The 18,538-nt window shown below is 67.2% G+C and carries 18 protein-coding genes; 10 read left to right on the top strand and 8 right to left on the bottom strand.

What is annotated here, in order from left to right:
- Positions 1 to 177: 177 nt before the first annotated feature.
- Positions 178 to 1,836 carry a M20/M25/M40 family metallo-hydrolase gene (locus ASD73_RS11530; RefSeq protein ID WP_056372442.1) on the bottom strand — a complete coding sequence of 553 codons (1,659 nt, stop codon included), beginning with the start codon at positions 1,834 to 1,836 and terminating at the stop codon, positions 178 to 180.
- A gap of 107 nt (positions 1,837 to 1,943) precedes the next feature.
- On the opposite strand from ASD73_RS11530, the gene ASD73_RS11525 reads away from it, so the two are divergent.
- The gene (locus tag ASD73_RS11525; RefSeq protein WP_056372440.1) at positions 1,944 to 3,035 is read left to right on the top strand and encodes an endonuclease/exonuclease/phosphatase family protein; all 1,092 of its coding nucleotides are present in this window, start codon (positions 1,944 to 1,946) and stop codon (positions 3,033 to 3,035) included.
- A 6-nt stretch (positions 3,036 to 3,041) separates the two neighbouring features.
- On the opposite strand, the gene ASD73_RS11520 is transcribed toward ASD73_RS11525, so the two are convergent.
- Positions 3,042 to 3,566, bottom strand: coding sequence for a hypothetical protein (locus ASD73_RS11520; RefSeq protein ID WP_056372438.1), 525 nt, complete (start codon positions 3,564 to 3,566; stop codon positions 3,042 to 3,044).
- Between the two features lie 195 nt (positions 3,567 to 3,761).
- Between ASD73_RS11520 and ASD73_RS11515 the strand changes: the two genes are divergently transcribed.
- A complete protein-coding gene (locus ASD73_RS11515; RefSeq protein WP_082521606.1) occupies positions 3,762 to 4,475 on the top strand; it encodes a 2OG-Fe(II) oxygenase in 714 nt (237 codons plus the stop codon).
- 5 nt (positions 4,476 to 4,480) lie between these two features.
- On the opposite strand, the gene ASD73_RS11510 is transcribed toward ASD73_RS11515, so the two are convergent.
- From ASD73_RS11510 to ASD73_RS11490, 5 genes are all read right to left on the bottom strand, one after another.
- Entirely contained in the window at positions 4,481 to 4,927 is a 447-nt protein-coding gene (locus ASD73_RS11510; RefSeq protein WP_056372434.1) for a MarR family winged helix-turn-helix transcriptional regulator, read from the bottom strand.
- 106 nt (positions 4,928 to 5,033) lie between these two features.
- A complete protein-coding gene (locus ASD73_RS11505; RefSeq protein WP_056372432.1) occupies positions 5,034 to 5,429 on the bottom strand; it encodes an Ohr family peroxiredoxin in 396 nt (131 codons plus the stop codon).
- 371 nt (positions 5,430 to 5,800) lie between these two features.
- A complete protein-coding gene (locus ASD73_RS11500; protein WP_056376040.1) occupies positions 5,801 to 7,966 on the bottom strand; it encodes a S9 family peptidase in 2,166 nt (721 codons plus the stop codon).
- A 266-nt stretch (positions 7,967 to 8,232) separates the two neighbouring features.
- The gene (locus ASD73_RS11495; protein WP_235534345.1) at positions 8,233 to 9,495 is read right to left on the bottom strand and encodes a L,D-transpeptidase family protein; all 1,263 of its coding nucleotides are present in this window, start codon (positions 9,493 to 9,495) and stop codon (positions 8,233 to 8,235) included.
- Positions 9,496 to 9,548: 53 nt separating this feature from the next.
- The gene (locus tag ASD73_RS11490; protein ID WP_056372428.1) at positions 9,549 to 9,800 is read right to left on the bottom strand and encodes a hypothetical protein; all 252 of its coding nucleotides are present in this window, start codon (positions 9,798 to 9,800) and stop codon (positions 9,549 to 9,551) included.
- Positions 9,801 to 10,045: 245 nt separating this feature from the next.
- Between ASD73_RS11490 and pip the strand changes: the two genes are divergently transcribed.
- From pip to ASD73_RS11470, 4 genes are all read left to right on the top strand, one after another.
- The gene (gene pip, locus ASD73_RS11485) at positions 10,046 to 11,137 is read left to right on the top strand and encodes a prolyl aminopeptidase (RefSeq protein WP_056372426.1); all 1,092 of its coding nucleotides are present in this window, start codon (positions 10,046 to 10,048) and stop codon (positions 11,135 to 11,137) included.
- Positions 11,138 to 11,389: 252 nt separating this feature from the next.
- The gene (gene chrA / locus ASD73_RS11480) at positions 11,390 to 12,571 is read left to right on the top strand and encodes a chromate efflux transporter (RefSeq protein WP_056373550.1); all 1,182 of its coding nucleotides are present in this window, start codon (positions 11,390 to 11,392) and stop codon (positions 12,569 to 12,571) included.
- A gap of 185 nt (positions 12,572 to 12,756) precedes the next feature.
- Complete coding sequence (locus ASD73_RS11475; RefSeq protein WP_056372424.1) at positions 12,757 to 13,305, top strand: hypothetical protein; 549 nt, start codon at positions 12,757 to 12,759, stop codon at positions 13,303 to 13,305.
- Entirely contained in the window at positions 13,302 to 14,645 is a 1,344-nt protein-coding gene (locus ASD73_RS11470) for a DNA-packaging protein (RefSeq protein WP_056372422.1), read from the top strand. Before ASD73_RS11475 ends, ASD73_RS11470 begins: the two co-directional genes overlap by 4 nt.
- Here the strand turns inward: ASD73_RS11470 and ASD73_RS11465 are convergent, their stop codons facing one another.
- Positions 14,646 to 15,110 carry a DUF3592 domain-containing protein gene (locus ASD73_RS11465; RefSeq protein WP_056372419.1) on the bottom strand — a complete coding sequence of 155 codons (465 nt, stop codon included), beginning with the start codon at positions 15,108 to 15,110 and terminating at the stop codon, positions 14,646 to 14,648.
- 229 nt (positions 15,111 to 15,339) lie between these two features.
- Here ASD73_RS11465 and ASD73_RS11460 point away from each other — a divergent pair, with 229 nt between their 5' ends.
- The 4 genes from ASD73_RS11460 (at position 15,340) to ASD73_RS11445 (ending at position 18,489) form a co-directional block, all read left to right on the top strand.
- Positions 15,340 to 16,446, top strand: a complete 1,107-nt coding sequence (locus ASD73_RS11460; protein WP_056372417.1) for a phage portal protein — start codon at positions 15,340 to 15,342, stop codon at positions 16,444 to 16,446.
- A 110-nt stretch (positions 16,447 to 16,556) separates the two neighbouring features.
- Positions 16,557 to 16,865: a DUF6127 family protein gene (locus tag ASD73_RS11455; RefSeq protein WP_056372415.1), complete on the top strand. Its 309-nt coding sequence runs from the start codon at positions 16,557 to 16,559 to the stop codon at positions 16,863 to 16,865.
- 14 nt (positions 16,866 to 16,879) lie between these two features.
- On the top strand, positions 16,880 to 17,341 hold the full coding sequence (locus tag ASD73_RS11450) for an HK97 family phage prohead protease (protein WP_056373548.1): 462 nt from the start codon (positions 16,880 to 16,882) through the stop codon (positions 17,339 to 17,341).
- Positions 17,342 to 17,346: 5 nt separating this feature from the next.
- Positions 17,347 to 18,489, top strand: a complete 1,143-nt coding sequence (locus ASD73_RS11445) for a phage major capsid protein (RefSeq protein ID WP_056372412.1) — start codon at positions 17,347 to 17,349, stop codon at positions 18,487 to 18,489.
- The last annotated feature ends 49 nt before the right edge of the window (positions 18,490 to 18,538 follow it).

The following is an 18,538-nucleotide window of genomic DNA, read 5'->3' as shown; positions in this document are numbered from 1 at the left end:
AAAGTGGAATGTCAGCTTCCGGTCGCTTCCAGTCATTCGTCATCCCGGGCTCGACCCGGGCTCCTGCTTCTTATGACGCCAGAGTAGGTTTCGGCTTCAAGCGGGACCCCGGATCAAGTCCGGGGTGACGAGAGAAGAGATGTTGCGTCTCGATCGTCAACACTCGTCGCTGTCCGCCTATTTCCGCGACGCGGCGCTCTTGTCGCGGATCGCCTTGAATTCGCTGCCGTCCTTCCAGCCCGGCCATTTGGCCGAGCGCGCGAGTTCGTCGCCGATTGTGTAGAAGACCGAAATATCCTGCACCGCGCCGTCCAAGTTCCAGCTTTCGTCCCACGCGTCGCACGCCTGATGATAGCATTTGCCGGTATAGGCATCGACCCACGCCTGGCCGGCGGGCTTGCCGCCCCGGGCGAGATCGGACGCGCCCGCGATGCCCATCATGAGGAGGACGGGGACGCCGCGCTTGGCGAGGCTGAAATGATCGGCGCGGTAGAAGAGGCCGCGTTCGGGGAGGCTTTCGACGCTGACGGTGCGGCCTTGTGTGGCGGCGACGCGCGCGAGATCATCCTCGAGCGTGCCCTGTCCCTTGCCGACGAGGACGACGTCCTTTGCCTTTCCGGCGGTCTGCAGGATGTCGAGGCCGAAGTTGGCGACGGTTTTCTCCGCCGGGAATATCGGGCTTTGGGCATAGGCTTCGGAGCCGAGAAGGCCGCGTTCCTCGGCGGTCCAGAAGGCGAAGGCGATCGTGCGGTCGGGGGCGGGCGCCGCCTTGAACAGCCGCGCAATCTCGAACAGGCCGGCGACGCCGAGCGCGTCGTCGTTGGCGCCGGCGCGGTAGATACGGCCCTTTTCGTCGGGCGCGCCTTCGCCATAGGCATCCCAGTGCGCGCCGTACATGACGACCTCGTCGGGGCGCTTTGTGCCGGGGATTTTGGCGAGGACGTTCTGGCTCTGCACGACCGCCTGTGTCACCGGGATCGCGGCGTTGAAGCTGGTGCCGAGATCGACGGGTTTGAAATCCTTGCGCCGCGCCGCGGTGCGCAGCTTTGCCAGATCCTGTCCGGCGTTCGTGAACAGGGTCGTCGCGGTCTCGCCCGAGATCCAGCCCTGCAGCGCGAGGCTCGTGACCTGTTCGGGCGGGACGACGAGGCCGTAATTTTCGCCGCCGGGGCTTTTGACGACATTCCAGCCATAGCCGACGCCGTCGGTGTCGTGGACGATCAGCGCGCCGATCGCGCCGCGGCGCGCGGCTTCCTCGAACTTGTAGGTCCAGCGGCCATAATAGGTCATCGTGCGGCCGCCGAACTGGCCGAAGGCGTCCTCGCCCTTTGTGGCGACGAAATCGGGGTCGTTGATCAGGAAGACCGCGACCTTGTCCTTCAGATCCTGACCCTTGAAATCGTCCCAGCCGCGTTCGGGGGCGCTCACGCCGTAGCCGACGAAGACGAGCGGGGCGTTCCGGACCACCGCCTGATCCTTCGGCTGGAGCGTCGAGACATAGATGTCGGTGCCGAAGGTCAGCGGCGTCGCTGTACCCTTGCGGTCGAAGGCGAGCGTCGTCGGGGTGCCGAGGCGGGTGTGGAGCAGGGGCACGGGCTGAGTCCAGCCGCCGCCGGTGCCCGCGGGTTCGAGCCCGAGCGCCTGCAGCCGACCGATCAGATAACCGATCGTGCGTTCCTCGCCGATCGTGCCGGGCGCGCGGCCCTGGAACTGGTCGGAGGCGAGGGTGCGGACGGTCTGGGTGAGGTTCGCGGCGTCGATCGCCGGGGCGGTTTGGGCGGCGGCTGGGGCTGCGATGAGGGGGAGGAGAAGGGCGGCGGCGTGGCGCAGGGACATGATGAATCGGTTCCGCTTTTTCGAGGAGGGCCAGTCCTAGCATGGTCATGCGCTTTGTGAACCGGCATGGCGGTGACGCGCGCGACCGAGTGCGGTAGGGGCGGGTGATGCGCCGTGCTTTTCCTTTTCCGCATCTGCGTTGGCGATCGCTTGTCGCGGTTGGCGCGCTCGCGCTCGCGGCGTGTGGGCCTAAGCCGCCGCTGCGCGTGATGGCGTGCGATGCGGCGCCCGCCGCGCCGGTAAGGGTGGCGGAGGATGGGCAATCGGCCACCGCAACGCTGTCGGTGCTGACCTATAATCTCGAAGGGCTGGGCTGGCCGGCGCGCAAAGGGCGATCGGCCGAGCTGCAAGAGATCGGTGAGCGGCTGGCGGCGATGCGCGAGGCGGGAACCGGGCCCGACGTGATCCTGTTCCAGGAGATGTTCAGCGGCGCGGCGAAGCGCGCGGTCGCGGCGAGCGGCTATCCGGCGATTGCGCCGGGGCCGCGGCGGACGACCAAGCCCTATATGGCCGATCAGGGCAAGATGGCGGGCAAGGCGAAGCCGCTGAAAGGCGAGCTGGGGATCAAGTTCGTCGGCGGCGGGCTGGCGATCGCGTCGCGCTATCCGATCGTCGAGTCCGCGCTCGATGCCTATGGGCGGCGGGCGTGCGCGGGGCTCGACTGCCTGTCGAACAAGGGGGTGATGCTCGCGCGGATCGTGATGCCGGGCGTGCCGGCGCCGATCGACATCTATAACACCCACATGAATTCGCGCGGCGCGTCGGGAGTATCCGCGGCGCGCGATGGCGAGGCGCATGCGCGGCAGGCGATCGCGGCCTCGGAATTTATCGCGCGGACGCAGGACATGGCGGTGCCGTTGATCTTTGGCGGAGACTTTAACATGCGCCATTCGGAAGATCGCTGGGCGGGATTTTCCGAATATCATCCGCTGATTTTGGTGCACGAGCTGTGCGTCGATCCCAAGTCGGGATGTGAGGTGAAGATGTCGTGGGACGGCGACGCGCCGTGGATGGACACGCAGGACCTGCAATTCTTCGCCGATGGCGAACAGCTGACGGTGCGGCCGGTGCGCGTCGAGGCGCTGTTCGACGGCGGGGCGAGCGGGCCGCAGCTGTCCGACCATGACGGGTTTCTGGTGACCTATGAGCTGCGCTGGCCCACGGGCATGACGGCGAAGAGAACCTGCGGGGGCGATTGAGGCTGGCTAGAGTGCCGCCAGCAACGCGGCGAACGTCGCGCCGGCGATCGCGAGCAGGACCGCGGCGCGGGGGCCATAGAGGCGCAGGAGGCGCGCGGTTCGCGGCTCGACGGGCGGCCAGTCGGCAGCGACGGCAGGCTCGGCTTCGGGCCACACATCGCCGATGCGCTCCGGAAAGCCGGGTCGCGACGAAAGGTCCGGCCCGCTGATGCCGCTTGCCAGCGCGAGTTTCTCGAACGCGACGGCCATTCTTCCTTCCTTGACGATGCGGGCGGCGTGTCCCTGCCGCGGATCGTCGGGCGAGAGGGGGAGCGCGCCGACGAGGCGTTCGACCTCGATATCGAGTGCGTGCAGGTCGTCGATCGCCTCCATCGCGCGCGACCGGTCGCCGCGTTCGAGCGCGAGTTGCAGCCGCGTCATCGACAGAAAGCCGACGCGGCAGAACTGGAGCCCGAGCGCATAGTCCTCCGCCGTCGGCGCGCCGTTATGACGCACCGGGTCGGGCTCGTGCCGGGTCGAAAGGGCACTCATGATCCTTGCTCCTGTCTTCGCTCGCCCCTGCGAGATCGACTACAGAGAAGATGCGCGCGCGCGAAAGCCCCGATCAGGCCCGCTGTGCTCCGGATACGCCGGACGGTGGCCCGGCATGGGGCTTCCGGTTTGAAAGCAAGAAACGGGGCGCGGGTCGGTGCGCGCGGTGGCATGTCCAGGGGCATGACGGAAACCATGGAAACACACATCGGCGCGCGTATCGAAGCGCTGGACCGGGACGCGATCGCCGAGGCGCTCGACCGCGACGGATGGGCGGTGCTGCCGGGGCTGCTGAGCGATGCCGAGTGCGACGACACCGCGGCGCTCTATGCAAGGGAGGCGGGGTTCCGCAGCCAGGTGTTTATGGCGCGGCACGGCTTCGGGCGCGGGGAATATCGCTATTTCGCCTATCCGTTGCCGCCGCTGGTCGCGGCGCTGCGGAGCGGGCTGTATCCGTCGCTCGTGCCGATCGCCAATCGCTGGCACGAGCGGATGGGGATGGCGGTGCGCTTTCCTGCTGCGCACGCGCAATTTCTGGCGCGCTGCCATGATGCGGGGCAGCGGCGGCCGACGCCGTTGCTGCTGCAATATGGCGCGGGCGACTATAATTGCCTGCACCAGGACCTGTACGGCGAGCATGTCTTTCCGTTGCAGGTCGCGGTACTGCTGTCGGCGCCGGGCGACGATTTTACCGGCGGCGAGTTCGTGTTGACCGAGCAAAGGCCGCGGATGCAATCACGCGCCGCGGTGGTGCCGCTGGCGAAGGGCGATGCGGTGGTGTTCGCGGTGAATGCGCGGCCGGTGAAGGGCGCGCGCGGCGACTATCGCGTCGCGATGCGCCATGGGGTGAGCGAAATCCGGTCGGGGCGGCGGCACACGCTGGGCGTCATTTTTCACGACGCCGCCTAGACACGTCAGTCGCCGAGCGACGCCATCAGATTGTCGCGCAGCCTGGCGACCGATTTCTGGACGTCGACAAAACTGTCGCCGAGGCCGGTCGCATCGAACAATTCATTGCCGATTTCGTGACTGCGGAGCTCACTGCCCTTCGGGGTCAGGCGGATGCGCACCTGGCGCTCGTCTGCGGGGTCGCGGCGGCGTTCGATGAAACCCGATTGTTCCAGCTTCTTCAAAATCGGGGTCAGCGTGTTCGATTCGAGGAACATCTTTTCGCCGAGTTCGCCGACGGTCTGGTCGTCCTGTTCCCACAAGGCGACGAGCGCGACATATTGGGTGTAGGTGAGGCCGAGTTTTTCGAGGATCGGGCGATAAGCGCGGCCGAAAGCGAGGTTCGCCGAATAGACCGCGAAGCAGAGGAATTCGCCGAGCTTGGGCCGTTCGGGGGCAGGCGACTTCGTCATTGGGGCTCCTTGGTGAATGTCCGAGAATTCAAGCGCGTACGATGAAATCGGAATCCGCGGGTGTCAACCGGGCGGCGCGGGGGACAGGCACCGCCCGGTCGAAACGTCAGACGAGGTTGAGTTCGATGTCGATGTTGCCAGCGACCGCCTTCGAATAGGGGCAGATGCTGTGGGCAACGTCGATCAGCTCGCGTGCGGTGACCGGGTCGATGCCGGGGACCTCGACGTCGAGGCGGGCGCGGAGGAAAAAGCCGCCGTCGTTCATCAGAACGTCGATCGTGGTGTCGGCTTCGGGGCTGGCGGGCAGCTTGATCTTCTTCTGCGACGCGGCGAGTTCGACGGCGCCGATGAAGCACGCCGACCATGCGGCGGCGAAGAGGTTTTCGGCGGCGGGGTGCGGCTGGGGCAGCTGGACGTCGAGAATGCCGTTGGTGCTGCGGGCGTAGCCTTCGGCGCCGCCTTTAACGTGGGTGGTGCCGGTGAAGATGATCTTATCAGCCATTTTAGGTTCCTTTCGGGGGTTGGGTTTATCGTATCCGCTTAGATCGGATGCGAGTTAATTAAGCGAGTCGCGCCGCATAGTCAAGCGTATGCGATTAGATCGGATACGCTATAATTATAAGACATTGGAATCGGCCCGATATAATTTTCGATGAAGGATGATTTATCGGCTTTGGCATCCGCCGGACGGCAGTTTTCGACCGCGAGCTGCCATCTCCCCTCCCGCTAGCGGGAGGGGTCGGGGGCGGGCATGTGGCGGAGCGACAACCCTCCCCGCTGCGACTAGCCAGCAAGCTGGCAAGTCTCACTGCCCCTCCCGCAGGCGGGAGGGAGTCTGGAAGACACACCAAAAACCGCCGAAAGACGAGCGGCTTATTTCTCCGCGCCGTCGCCTGCCGGACGCGTCCAGCCCTTTTTGTATTTCTCGAACCAGGCGAGGATTGCCGAGGCCTTGGCGGCCGACTGCGACGGGCGCGCCGCGATAGTGCCGTGGCCGGCGCCGGGGACCTTGATCAGCGCGCTGGGTACGCCGCGGAGGCGGAGCGCGGAGTAATATTGTTCGGATTCGCTGACGGGGGTGCGGTAATCCTCGGCGCCGACGATGACGAGCGTCGGGGTTTCGACATTGCCGACGAGCGAGAGCGGCGAACGCGACCAGAAGAGTTCGGGCTTTTCCCACGGCTCGGCACCGAGCCAATAGGGGCCGAAAAAGCCGGGGCCGTCGGCGGTGAGCGCCTGCGTCGTCCAGTTGATCACCGGTTTTTGGGTGACGGCGGCCTTGAAGCGGTTGGTCTTGCCGACGATCCAGCTGGTGAGCACGCCGCCGCCCGAGCCGCCGGTGACAAAGAGCGCGTCGGGGTCGGCGACGCCAAGCTCGATCGCGCGGTCGACGATGCTGATGAGGTCGAAATAGTCATTGCCCGGATATTGCTTGTCGATCTCGTTCGCGAAGGCCGCGCCATAGCTGGTCGAACCGCGCGGGTTCGCCGAGAGGACGGCATAGCCGCCCGCGGCGTAGAGCTGGTTGTCGGTCGAGAAATGGCCGCCATAGGCCGCGAAGGGGCCGCCGTGGATTTCGAGGATCAGCGGCACGCGCTGGCCCTCGCGGTAGCCGGGCGGGAGGGTCAGCCACCCCTCGATCGTCTTGCCGTCGTGGCTGGAGGCGACGGTGATCTTGCGGACTTCGCCGAGCGACTTCACTTCGCGCAAGCTCCGGTTGAGATCGGTGAGGATACGCGCGGTGCCGCCGCGATTGAGTTGAACCTCGGCCGGCCGGGTTCCGGTGCCGCCGGTGAAGGCGATCGCGCCGCCGCCCGACACGGTGAAGCTGCCGCCTGTATAAGGCCGGTCGAGCCCGCCGCCCGAAAGGCCGGTCGCGGCGGTGCGCACCGCGCCGTCGAGGCCGATGCGTGCGACCTTCGTTTCGCCATGATCGTCGTACTGCGCATAGACCGACTTGCCGTCGGCGCCCCACTGGATCGCGTCGATGCCATAGTCCCAATTGCCCGTCAGGCTGCGCTTGCCCGACCCGTCGCGGTTCATGACGTAGAGCTGGGTGTTCTCATAGGCGCGCAATTTGTCGTCGAAGCCAAGCCAGGCGATCTTGCCGCCGTCGGGAGAGACGAGCGGATTGCTGTCGGGGCCGTTGCGGTCGGTGAGCGCGGTGACCGTGCCGCTCGTCACGTCGAGCGCGTGAATTTCGCTCTCGACCGGGTCCTTCTCCCAATCGGGTTTGCGGTTCGCGCTGAAATAGAGGGTGCGGCCGTCGCGCGACCAGCTCAAGGGACCGCCGTCATGATAAGGGCCGAAGGTCAGCTGGCGCGGCGAGCCGCCGGTCGAAGGCACGACGAAAATCTTTTCGAAGCCGGGTTCGAGATAGCCTTCGCCGTCGGCGCGGTAGGCGAGAAGGTCGTGGACCTCGAGCGGTTCGGCCCATTTCGCGCCCTCGGGCTTGTTCTTCGGTGCCGAACCGAACGAAGGGCCGTCGTCCTTGACGAGCATCGTGTAGGCGATCGAGCGGCCGTCGGGCGACCATGCGAGGCTCGACGGGCTGGTGGGGAGGCCGGTGAGGCGCACCGCCTCGCCGCCATTCATCCAGCGCACCCAGAGCTGCGCGCTGCCGCCCTCGGTCGAGGCGAAGGCGAGGCGCTTGCCGTCGGGCGACCAGCGCGGGGCGAAGGCGCCGCCGCCGCGGCCGGCGACGGGGGTTTCCTCGCCGGTCGCGGTGTCGATCAGCCAGATCGAGCTGACCGCGCGGTCGGACATGATGTCGTTTGCGCGGCGGACATAGGCGATGTGGCGGCCGTCGGGGCTGATCTGCGGGTCGGAAGCGATCGACAGGTCGAACAGGTCGGCACCGGTGAGGCGGCGTTCGGGGCCTTTGCGCGCGCTGCCCGCGGCGGACGCGGACATGGGGGCAGCGGTGGCGGTTTCTGCGGCGGGGGCGGGAGGCGCGGCGGGGGCGGGTTCTTCCTGTGCGAAGGTCGGCTGCGAGGAGAGCACGAGCAGGCTCGCACCGAGGATGGCCAGTTTGCGCATGAAGATTCGCCCCTTTTTTCAGTGAGGAGGCCGGTCTGTACGTTTCGCCGGGGCGGGTCAACCGTCTGGTGCGGGGGTGTTTGGTGTCGATGGAAGCGTTGCTCCCTGAAGCGGGCGGCGAGCGGATATTCCCCTCCCTTTTAGGGAGGGGTTAGGGGTGGGTACGAGCGAAGCGAGTTGCAGAAGAGCGCCGCCTTCGGCGGCTACCCACCCCCGACCCCTCCCTAAAGGGAGGGGAGAAGATGGGCTGGCGAGGGAGGGTTCAGCTACCCGTCGCGGCCGTACACATCGTCGCGAAAGGCGAGGCCGCGGTCGGTTGTGACGGCGGTGATATAGGTGAGGTAGACGGGCACTTCGACCGGCAGTGCGACCGCCTGTTCGGGGGTCTTCGATTTGGTGTTGATCGAGCGGTGGAGTAGCCACTGGCCGAGCGTGCCGGCATTTTCGAGGCGGATGCAGCCGTTCGAGAAATGGCGGTCGGGCTTCTTGAGCAACGCGCGTTCGGGCGTGTCGTGCAGGTAGATGCCCTCGTCATTGGGGAAGAGGAATTTGACGCGGCCCATCGAATTGGCGCCGCCGGGCAATTCGCGGAGGCGCAGCACCTGATCCCCTGACGCGACCGCGGGCCAGTCGATTTCGGACGCGGCGAGCTTGCGCGGGTTGGGGCCCCAGTCGGACAGCGCCTCCATGCGCAGCGAGGCGAGGCTGCGCCCGGCGAGCACCTTGGGCGCGATGCTTTTCTGCGCGAGATAGTCGGGGACGTTCCAATAGGGGTTGAGGATCGCCCATTGCAGCTTGCCCGCGAGCATCGGGGTTTGCGTTTCGGGCGCGCCGACGACGACCTTCATAGATCCCGCGCGCTTGCCCGATCCATAATACCAGAGCTGGCCCGACGAGGCGTCGACGACGATATGGTGGACGTACGGGCCGGGGAGGATGCGTGTGCGGTCGAGGTTGAGGCGGAGGCGTGCCATTGCGTCCTTCGATGCGCCCTGTGCCAGCGCGCGGCCCATCAAGGCGCGGAGGCGCACATAATGTTCGCTCATCCAGCCCATATTCTTGATGTACGTATTGAAATCCTTGGGGAAGGCGGCGGCGCGGAGCACGTCGTCGGCGTCCGCCTTTTTCGGGCGAAGCGACTTGTCGGCATAGTCCATCTTCGCCTTGCCGGGGCTGCGCATGTCGCGAACGTAGCGCGCGAAGGATGTCGAGAGCGCGATATCGGCGCGCGCGAGCGCCTGCGGGTCGCCGCCACGTGCGCGGGCGATCAGTTGCTCGAGCTTTTCGAGATCATAGGAGGAGGATTTGAGGTCGTCGCGCGAGGCGGTCGAGAGATAGCCGAGCAAGGCCACGGCCTCGGGGCCGATCTTGCCCGCGCGGACCCATAGCGGTTTGTAGCCGCGCGCGGCATAGAAGCGCTTGACGTCGCCGCCGGCTTCTTCGCGGATCGCAGCGGTGAGCGGTGCGGATGCACCCGTGGCCGCCGGCGCCGCGAAGGCGGGTGGCGCGAGCGTGATGCCGAGCGCCAATATTGCGAGAAAAAGGGGAGCGCAGCGGGCGCGCGCTCCCCGAAGATGCGTGTTCAGCCGCGTTCTCCTAGCCGTGACGGCGCGGGTGGCGGCGGAGGCGGCGGCGGCGCGTAGTTGGGATGATAGATGCCGTCCGCGGTGTAATAGCCGTCGATGATACCATCGCCGTCGCGGTCGGCGGCGACGCTGCCCGGAACCGCACCCGGCGGCGGGGGCGGCGGTGCGGCCGCGATTTCTTCTTGCTGCGAACAGGCGGAGAGCGCCAGCGCGCCCAGCGCGCCGAGCAAAATGGGTTGGAAACGCATGTGACCACTCCTTTTAAGTGCGCTTGAAAATCGCTTTCCACGCGCGAGTGCCCAACCCCGAGATTTCAGCCATGCGCCCGTTTGACGATGCGTCATCCATCCCGCGATCAAGGGTGCTTTAGGAACGATGATCGGCGCCATAGGTTCCGAGGCTTGGCGCGAGGCGGTGGACATGGCGGCGTGGGAGGTTAAGCCGGGCGCCGTGGGCCGCTTGGCGGCTGAATCATGGGCAAAGGCACGAGGATATGGATTTTTCGCGGTTGCAGGCTTCGAGCAAGATTGGCGACGACTGGGTCTATCCGCAGCCGCCTTTGCTCAATTTCGGCTGGCTCGAGGTCGACCGCGACCCGGCGCACCGCATTTACTGGGAGGAATATGGCAATCCCGCGGGCGAGCCGGTGATGTTCCTCCACGGCGGACCGGGTGGGGCATGCGCCCCCGCGATGGCGCGCTTCTTCGATCCCAAGCGCTACCGCGTCATCCTGTTCGACCAGCGCGGGTGCGGGAAGAGCGAGCCGAATGTGGCTTCGTCAGGCCCGGCCGTGGCGCTCGCCAAGAACACCACCGCAGACCTGATCGGCGATATCGAGAAATTGCGCGAGAAGCTGGAAATCGGCGGGCCGATGCATGTGTTCGGGGGGAGTTGGGGCAGCACGCTCGCGATGGCCTACGCGATCGCGCACCCGGCGCATACCGCGAGCCTGATCCTGCGCGGCATCTTCCTGGGGGCGTCGGAGGATCTGCTGTATCTGTATCAGGGCAATGCCGCGACGTGGGAGCAGGACCCGTACGGTCTGACCGAACCCGGCGCCTATATGAAATATCCCGCGGAGTGGGCGGAGCTGCTGTCGGTGCTGACGGCCGACGAGCGCAAGGATGTGATGAAGTCGTACAAGGCGATTTTCGACATGGTGCCCGCGACCGAGGCCGAAAAGGCGCGGCAACTGAAGGCCGCGCTGACCTGGTCATTGTGGGAGGGCGTGATTTCGAACATGATCCCCGAGACCGCCGATACGGGCAAGTTCGGCGAGGCCGATTTCGCTTTGTGTTTTGCGCAGATCGAGGCGCACTACTTCGCCAACGAGCTTTTTATCCCGGCGGGGCATTTTTTCGATAATATTGCGACCCTCGCGAGCCTTCCGGTGCATATAGTGCACGGGCGCTTCGACGAGGTGTGCCCGCTGACGCAGGCGTCGCGGCTGGTCGCGGCGCTGCGCGATGCGGGGAGTCCGCCCGCGACCTATGTGGTCACGAACGCCGGACACAGCGCCATGGAGCGCGAGAATGCGCTGGCGCTCACCGCGGTCATGGATGGGCTGCCGCGCCTCGGCGCATAGGGCGCGGAAGGGGCAAAATAGCGCAATGCGTGCAAGGCGCGGCCTTTCCGCGCCCCATCGCGGGCCAAGGAGAGGGCCGCCGGTTTCGACCGATCGCGGACATTCGCGTTTCGCGCTGAAACAAAGTCTATCTTCCCCTTTCGGGCGGACGCGGTAAAACGGGCGGTGCGGGCAATGCGGACGCCCGTTCAGACGGTGCGCCGTCCAAGTTCCGCTCCATAAGCCGCGACTGCGGCAAGGAGCGTGCTTGCAATGACGACCGATATCTATTCTCCGCCGACCCTTTCGCTGTTTCGGCTTTTCCTCCGCTTCCTCCGTTTCGGCTTCCTCGCCTTTGGCGGACCCGTCGCGCAGATCGCGATGGTGAAACAGGCGCTGGTCGAGGAGGAGCGCTGGATTTCGCCGGTGCGTTTCAACCGGCTGCTCGCGGTGATGCAGATCCTGCCGGGGCCCGAGGCGCATGAATTGTGCGTCCATCTGGGGATGGTCGCGCGCGGGCGGATCGGCGGGCTGCTCGCGGGGCTCGGCTTCATGCTGCCCGGCTTTGCGCTGATGCTGGGCGCGGCGTGGCTCTACACGGGCTGGATCGTCGGCAATCCGGCGATGGCGCCGATCTTCCTGGGCGTACAGGTCGTCGTGCTGGCGATCATCCTGCGCGCGGTCCAGCGGATCGGGGCGCATATATTGGAAGACCGGCTGTTGTGGCTGCTCGCGGGCGCCGCGCTTGCCGCAACGCTGGCGGGCGTACCGTTCTGGATTCCGCTGATCGCGGCGGGGCTGATCTATACATATGCGAAGCGGCCGGTTGCGGCGGCGGCGATCTTCGTCGCGGCGGTCGTGCTCGCCGTCGTTGTGACGGGCGCCGCGCCCTCGGCGAAGACAAGCATCGCCGCGAGCGAGGCGGGGATCGCCGCGCTGTTCATCGCCGGGCTGAAAGGCGGCCTGCTCACCTTTGGCGGCGCCTATACCGCGATCCCCTATGTGCACACCGACACCGTCGGGCGCGGCTGGATCAGCGACGCGAGCTTTCTCGACGGCGTCGCGTTCGCGGGGATGCTGCCGGCACCGCTCGTCATCTTTGCGACCTTTGCGGGATATGTCGCGGCGGGCCTGCCCGGCGCGGTCGCGATCACGGCGGGGATGTTCCTGCCCGCCTTCGCCTTCTCGATGATCTTTTTCGAGCGGTTGGAGGCGGTGGTCGACAATCCGGCGCTCCACCGCGTGCTCGCCGGCGTGGCGGCGGCGGTCGTCGGGGTGATTGCGGCGACGCTGTTGCAGCTGGGCTGGTCGACGGCGGGGCGCGCCGCGAACCTTGTACCCGCAGCTCTTCTCTTCGGCGCCGCCGTGCTGGTGGTTTGGCGCTGGAAGGGAAAGCTCACCGCCCCGGCGCTTGTGCTGGCAGGCGGCGTTGCCGGGTGGGCGCTGAACCTTTGACTTGGGATGACACCCGATGGCCGCGCGCAGGTCATATCCTCACTAAATAACCAAATAGGTTATTTATCTTGACATCGTAACGCTGATATGGCACAAGTGTCACATCATGAAGAATTGCGAGTCGGGCCGGTGCCCTCCTGTTTGCGGGAGGGTGCTCCGGCCCGGTTGCGTTTGGGAGCGGCGATATGGGTGGTGCGGGCGACGAGGATGAGGAGATTGCCGCCTTTCAGAGCGGGCCGGTGCAGCGGCGGCGGGCGAAGCCGGTCAGCTGGACAGCGGCGAAGCGCAAGGCGTTTCTGACCGAGCTGGCGCATAGCTGTAACGTGACCCGCGCGCACAAGGCGGCGGAGATGTGCAACGGCAGCGCCTATTCGGTGCGGCAGCGCGATGCCGAATTTGCGCGCCAATGGCAGGCGGCGCTCGAAATCGGATATGAGCGGCTGGAGATGGCGCTGGCGCGGCGCGCGCTGGAGGTGCTGGGCGAGCTGGAACTCGACGAGCGCGAGGAGCCCGTCGAGAAAATGACGGTCGCGCAGGCGATTGAGGTGATGAACCTGCACCGGCGCAGCGTCCAGCAGGGGCGCGGGCACCAAAGGCGCCTGTCCCGGGTCGCGACGCAGGAGGAGACCGATGCGGTGCTGTTGAAGCGGATCGCGATGGTCGAGCGGCAGCGTGCACGGCGCGAAGTCGCGGCGACGGGACACGAAAGCGCGGGCAGGGATGGCGGGGCATGACGCCGAAGGTGGCTGCGCTGCGCGCGCAGTCGGACGATATCCTGCGGCGGTTTTTGCGGCTCGACGAGCGGGGGCGGCGGCTGGTGCTGCGCGGGTTAAGCAAGGCGCAGGCCGCCGAATATAGGACGCGCTGGTTCGGGTTCGAGAATGACGGCCAGCGCGATCCGCCGGGCGACTGGCGTATCTGGCTGATCCGCGCCGGGCGCGGCTTTGGCAAGACGCGCGCGGGGTCCGAATGGGTGAGCGAGGTCGCGCGGACCAATGGCGATGCGCGCATCGCGCTGGTCGCGGCGACGCAGGTCGACGGGCAGCGCGTGATGATCGACGGGCCGAGCGGGCTGCGCGCGGTCGCGCGCCATGGCGAGGAAGTACGCTGGATGAAGGGCAAGCGCGAGCTGCGCTTTTCGAGCGGGGCGGTCGCAACGCTCTATTCGGCCGAGGCCGGCGAGGAATTGCGCGGACCCGAACATCATTTCGCCTGGTGCGACGAACTCGCCAAATGGCGGCGCGGCGAGGCGGCGTGGGACAATCTGATGATGGGGATGCGGCTCGGCGAACGGCCGCGCGTCGTGGTGACGACGACGCCGCGCGTCAATGCGGCGATGCAGCGGGTGCTGGCGGCGCCGGGAAAGGTGGAGACGCTGGGCAAGACGGGCGAGAATCCCTGGCTGCCTGAATTTTTCGTGAGCGCGATGCTCGAAACCTATGGCGGCACGCGGCTGGGGCGTCAGGAACTCGACGGCGAGATGCTGGAGGATGTCGAGGGCGCGCTGTGGACGCGCGCGCAGATCGAGCGGTGCCGGGTGAGCGCGAAAAGCATCGGTAAGCCGGCGCGCGTCGTGATCGGGGTCGACCCGCCGGCGACGGCGCATGGCGATGCGTGCGGGATCGTGGTCGCGGCGTTGCTGCGCGACGGGCGGCTGGCGGTGGTCGAGGATGCGAGTGTCGAGAATCCGCCGCCGCATGTGTGGGCACAGGCGGTGGCGAGCGCGGCGGCACGCTGGGGCGCCGACCGGGTCGTGGCCGAGAGCAATATGGGCGGCGATATGGTGGCGAGCACTTTGGCGCAGGCCGATTGCTCGCTGCCGGTGGTGCCGGTGCATGCGAGCGTCGGCAAGGCGCGAAGGGCGGAGCCGGTGGCGCTGGCGTATGAGCGTGGGCAGGTAGTGCATGCGGGGGTTTTCGCGGCGCTGGAGGACCAGCTTTGCGGGTTGCAGGTTGGTGGTGACTATGCGGGGCCGGGGCGGTCGCCCGATCGGGCGGATGCGTGCGTTTGGGCGCTGGCGGCTTTGCTGGAGGGGCTGCGGAAGGGGCGGGCGCCGGGAGTGACGCGGGTTTGATCAGCGTCGAGGTCGGCTTTTGCGAAAGCTATTCCGCACAACGGCGTAAATCGCCACGCCCGCCAACAGGAGAATCGGGAGACCGACAAGGATCGGGACAATAGACCAGCCGGGCCACAAGTCCGCTCCGATCGCGACCGAGTTGTCGGGGTCTTCGGGATCGAAACGAACCTGCAATGAGCTGCCGACGGGGTGGGAGGTCACAAGCGGACATCCGCCTTCGCCACCCCCATACTGAACCCCGCCGGCCGAAAAGCGATACCGGAAACGGCACGATCGGCCGAGGAGCGAAGATTCGGTGACAATGGCGGATGCGCTGATGCCGCCGTTTAACACCGCGACACGGCGATCATGTTCGGCTGTAGCCAAGTACCAGATGAGGCCCAGCGGGACCGCAACGAGGATCAGCAGAAAAGCTACAGCGCCCAATCCGCCAAGGAGCTTGCGAAAGGATCGGCGCGACATGTGCGTGGACATATCAACTGCTGACGACACTCGCAATCGGGCGGAGCGCGCGGCCATATAGCACCATCATCATCCCCGAGCTGTTCCGGGGCCCATGACTTCGGCGCTGCGCTGGATCCCGGATCAAGTCCGGGATGACGAAAAGGTCGGGGGAGGCAGGCCCCGGGTCAAGCCCTGGGTAACGGGAATTGGAAACGTGGCGTTGCGGCGCGACGGATAGGAGATCATCATGAACTGGTTTGGCCGGAAGGCCGCGCAGCATCCTGCGCGGCCCGCTTTGTCGCGTGTGTATGGGAATTGGTCGGCGCCGGCGCCGCTCAGCCGGGAGGCGCAGGTGCGCGAGGGGTATCTGTCCAACGCCTTCGTGCAGCGGGCGGTGCGGCTGGTCGCCGAAGCGGCGGGATCGGCGCCCTTGGTGGCGAGCGATCCGGTGCTGGCGGCGCTCGTCGCTGCGACGTCGGGCGGGCAGGGGCTGGTCGAGACTTTGGCGTCGCAATTGCTGCTGCACGGCAATGGCTATGTGCAGATATTGGCCGATGGCGCGGGGGCGCCGGCGGAGCTGTTTGCGCTGCGGCCCGAGCGGGTGACGGTCGAGGCCGATGCGCGGGGGTGGCCGGTGGCTTATCGCTACAAGGCGGGCGGCGCGGGGGTGCTGCTGCCCGCCGAGGATGGCGCGGGGCGGCCCCAGGTGGTGCATGTGAAGGCGCTGCACCCGCTCGACGATCATTATGGCGCGGGGTGTCTGGGGGCGGCTTCGGGGGCGATCGCGGCGCATAATGCGGCGGCGCGGTGGAATGCGGCGTTGCTGGAGAATGCCGCGCGGCCTTCGGGGGCGCTGGTGCATGATCCGGGCGACAAGGGGATGCCCTTGTCGGCGGAGCAGGTCGACCGGCTGCGCGAGGAGCTGGCCGAGAGTTTCGCGGGCGGGGCGAATGCGGGGCGGCCGTTGCTGCTGGAAGGTGGCCTCAGGTGGCAGGCGCTGTCGTTGTCGCCCGCCGAGATGGATTTTCTGGCGCTCAAGGATTCGAGCGCGCGCGAGATTGCGATGGCGTTCGGGGTGCCGCCGATGCTGCTCGGGCTGCCGGGGGATGCGACCTATGCCAATTATCGCGAGGCGAACCGGGCGCTGTGGCGGCTTACGGTGCTGCCGCTGTGCGCGAAGATATTGGGGGCGGTTTCGCAGGGATTGCGCGGCTGGTTCGAGGGCGCCGAGCTGCGCGTGGATTTGGACAAGGTGCCGGCGCTGGCCGAGGACCGGATGGCGCTGTGGCGCGAGGTGTCGGCGGCGGACTGGCTGACGGCGGACGAGAAGAAGGCGCTGTTGGGGATGGGTTAGCGCTCGCCAGCGGCGAGACACCCTCTCCCAGCTTCGCCTGGGCAGCAAGGTGCCAAGGCTGCGCAACCCTCCCCCGTCGAAGGGGGAGGGATTTTAGTGAGGACATCGACATGGATGAGGAAGAAGCGCTGGCGCGGCTGATCGCGCTGGCGGGGACGCATGCGCCTGACGCTGCGCTGCTGCGCGCGGTGGTCGAGGAGGCGAGCGAGCTGGGCGCGCGGCGGGCGCTGGCGCGGCTGGGGCTCGCGGACGAGGCGGCGCGCGACGACATGGTCGATCTGCGGCAGCTGCTCGGTGCGTGGCGCGATGCGAAGACGAGCGCGTGGAAGGCGGCGGTCGACTGGGCGGTGCGGTGCGGGCTGGCGCTGCTGGTCGTGGGCCTCGCGATGAAGCTGGGGCTGCCGGGGTTGCTGCGGTGAGGGCGGTTGCTGATATGCCCTCCCCTTGCCCCTCCCGCAAGCGGGAGGGGGACTTGCGGTTCGCGGGCTATGCTTCGGTGTTCGACCGCGTCGATCGCGGGGGTGATGTGGTGCGGGCGGGGGCTTTTGCTGCGAGTTTGCGCGAGCGGCGCGGGGTGCCCTTGCTTTGGCAGCATCGGCCGGAGGCCGTGATCGGGATGATCGAGGCATTGGCCGAGGATGCGCGCGGACTGCGCGTGGTGGCGCGGGTGACGCATCCGACGGCGGCGGCGCTGGTCGCGCGCGGGGCGCTGACGGGATTGTCCTTTGGGTATCGGGTGACGGCTTCGCGCGGGAATGGCCCGCGCGAGCTGCTGGGGCTCGACCTGGGGGAGGTGAGTCTGGTCGCGGCGCCGATGCAGCCGCTGGCGCGGGTGATTGCGGTCGATGTGCGTGCGGCACCGAATGGTGCCGCGGTGGATTTTCAGAAGGAGTGACGGGCATGGATATGGAGATCGAAGTGAAGGCGGATGCGCTCGATGGGGCGTTCGACGCGGTGCTGGCGGCCGAGGCGGTCGATGATTTGAAGGCATCGATGGCGGCGCTGAAGGCACAGGTCGATGCGCAGACGGTGGCGGCGTCGCGGCTGCCGCTCGACGGAGCGAAGGCGGCCGATCCGGCGCTGGGTGTCTTTGTCGAGCGCTATCTGCGGCGCGGGATCGACGCCGGGGTCGAGATGAAGAGCCTGTCGGGCGCGTCGGGCGGCGAGGGCGGCTTTGCGGTGCCGCGCGAGATCGATGGCAGCATTGCGGCGACGCTGAAGTCGCTGTCGCCGATCCGGTCGATCGCGACGGTCGTGCAGACGGGGACGAGCGGCTATCGCAAGCTGATCGCGACGGGGTCGATGGGCGCGGGCTGGGTCGGCGAGACCGCGGCGCGCCCCGAGACCGCGACGCGCAGCTTTGCCGAGATCGCGCCGCCGTCGGGCGAGCTCTACGCCAATCCGGCGGCGAGCCAGGCGATGCTCGACGATGCGATGTTCAACGTCGAGGACTGGCTGGCCGAGCAGCTCGGCCGCGAGTTCGCGGTCGCCGAGGGCAGCGCGTTCGTCAATGGCAACGGGACGAACCGGCCGAAGGGTTTCCTGACCTATACGACGACGAACGAGATCGACAGCGTGCGGGCGTTCGGGACGCTCCAGCATCTGGCGACGGGCACCGCGGGCGCGTTCCCGGCGTCGAACCCGCAGGACAAGCTGGTCGAGCTGGTCCATTCGCTGAAGGCGCCGTACCGGCAGGGTGCGAGCTGGGTGATGAATTCGGATACGCTGAGCCGCATCCGCAAGTTCAAGACCACCGACGGAGCCTTTATCTGGCAGCCGGGGATGGTCGAGGGGCAGGCGGCGACCTTGCTGGGTTATCCGGTGGTCGAGGCCGAGGATATGCCCGACGTCGGCGCGAACAGCCTGTCGATCGCGTTCGGCAATTTCCGCGCCGGGTATCTGGTCGCCGACCGCGGCGAGACGCGCATCCTGCGCGATCCGTTCAGCAACAAACCCTTCGTGCATTTCTATGCGACCAAGCGGGTCGGCGGGGCGGTCATCGATTCGCAGGCCATCAAGCTGATGAAATTCGCCGCCAGCTGATCTGCGGGCGCGCGATGGGCGCCCGGCCGGCCCCTATCCCTTTCGGGGG

Origin of the sequence: Sphingopyxis sp. Root154, assembly GCF_001427105.1 — a bacterium.
Lineage (GTDB): Bacteria > Pseudomonadota > Alphaproteobacteria > Sphingomonadales > Sphingomonadaceae > Sphingopyxis.
Note: the sequence above shows the minus strand (reverse complement) of the source record. Positions and strands in the feature narration are given on the sequence as shown.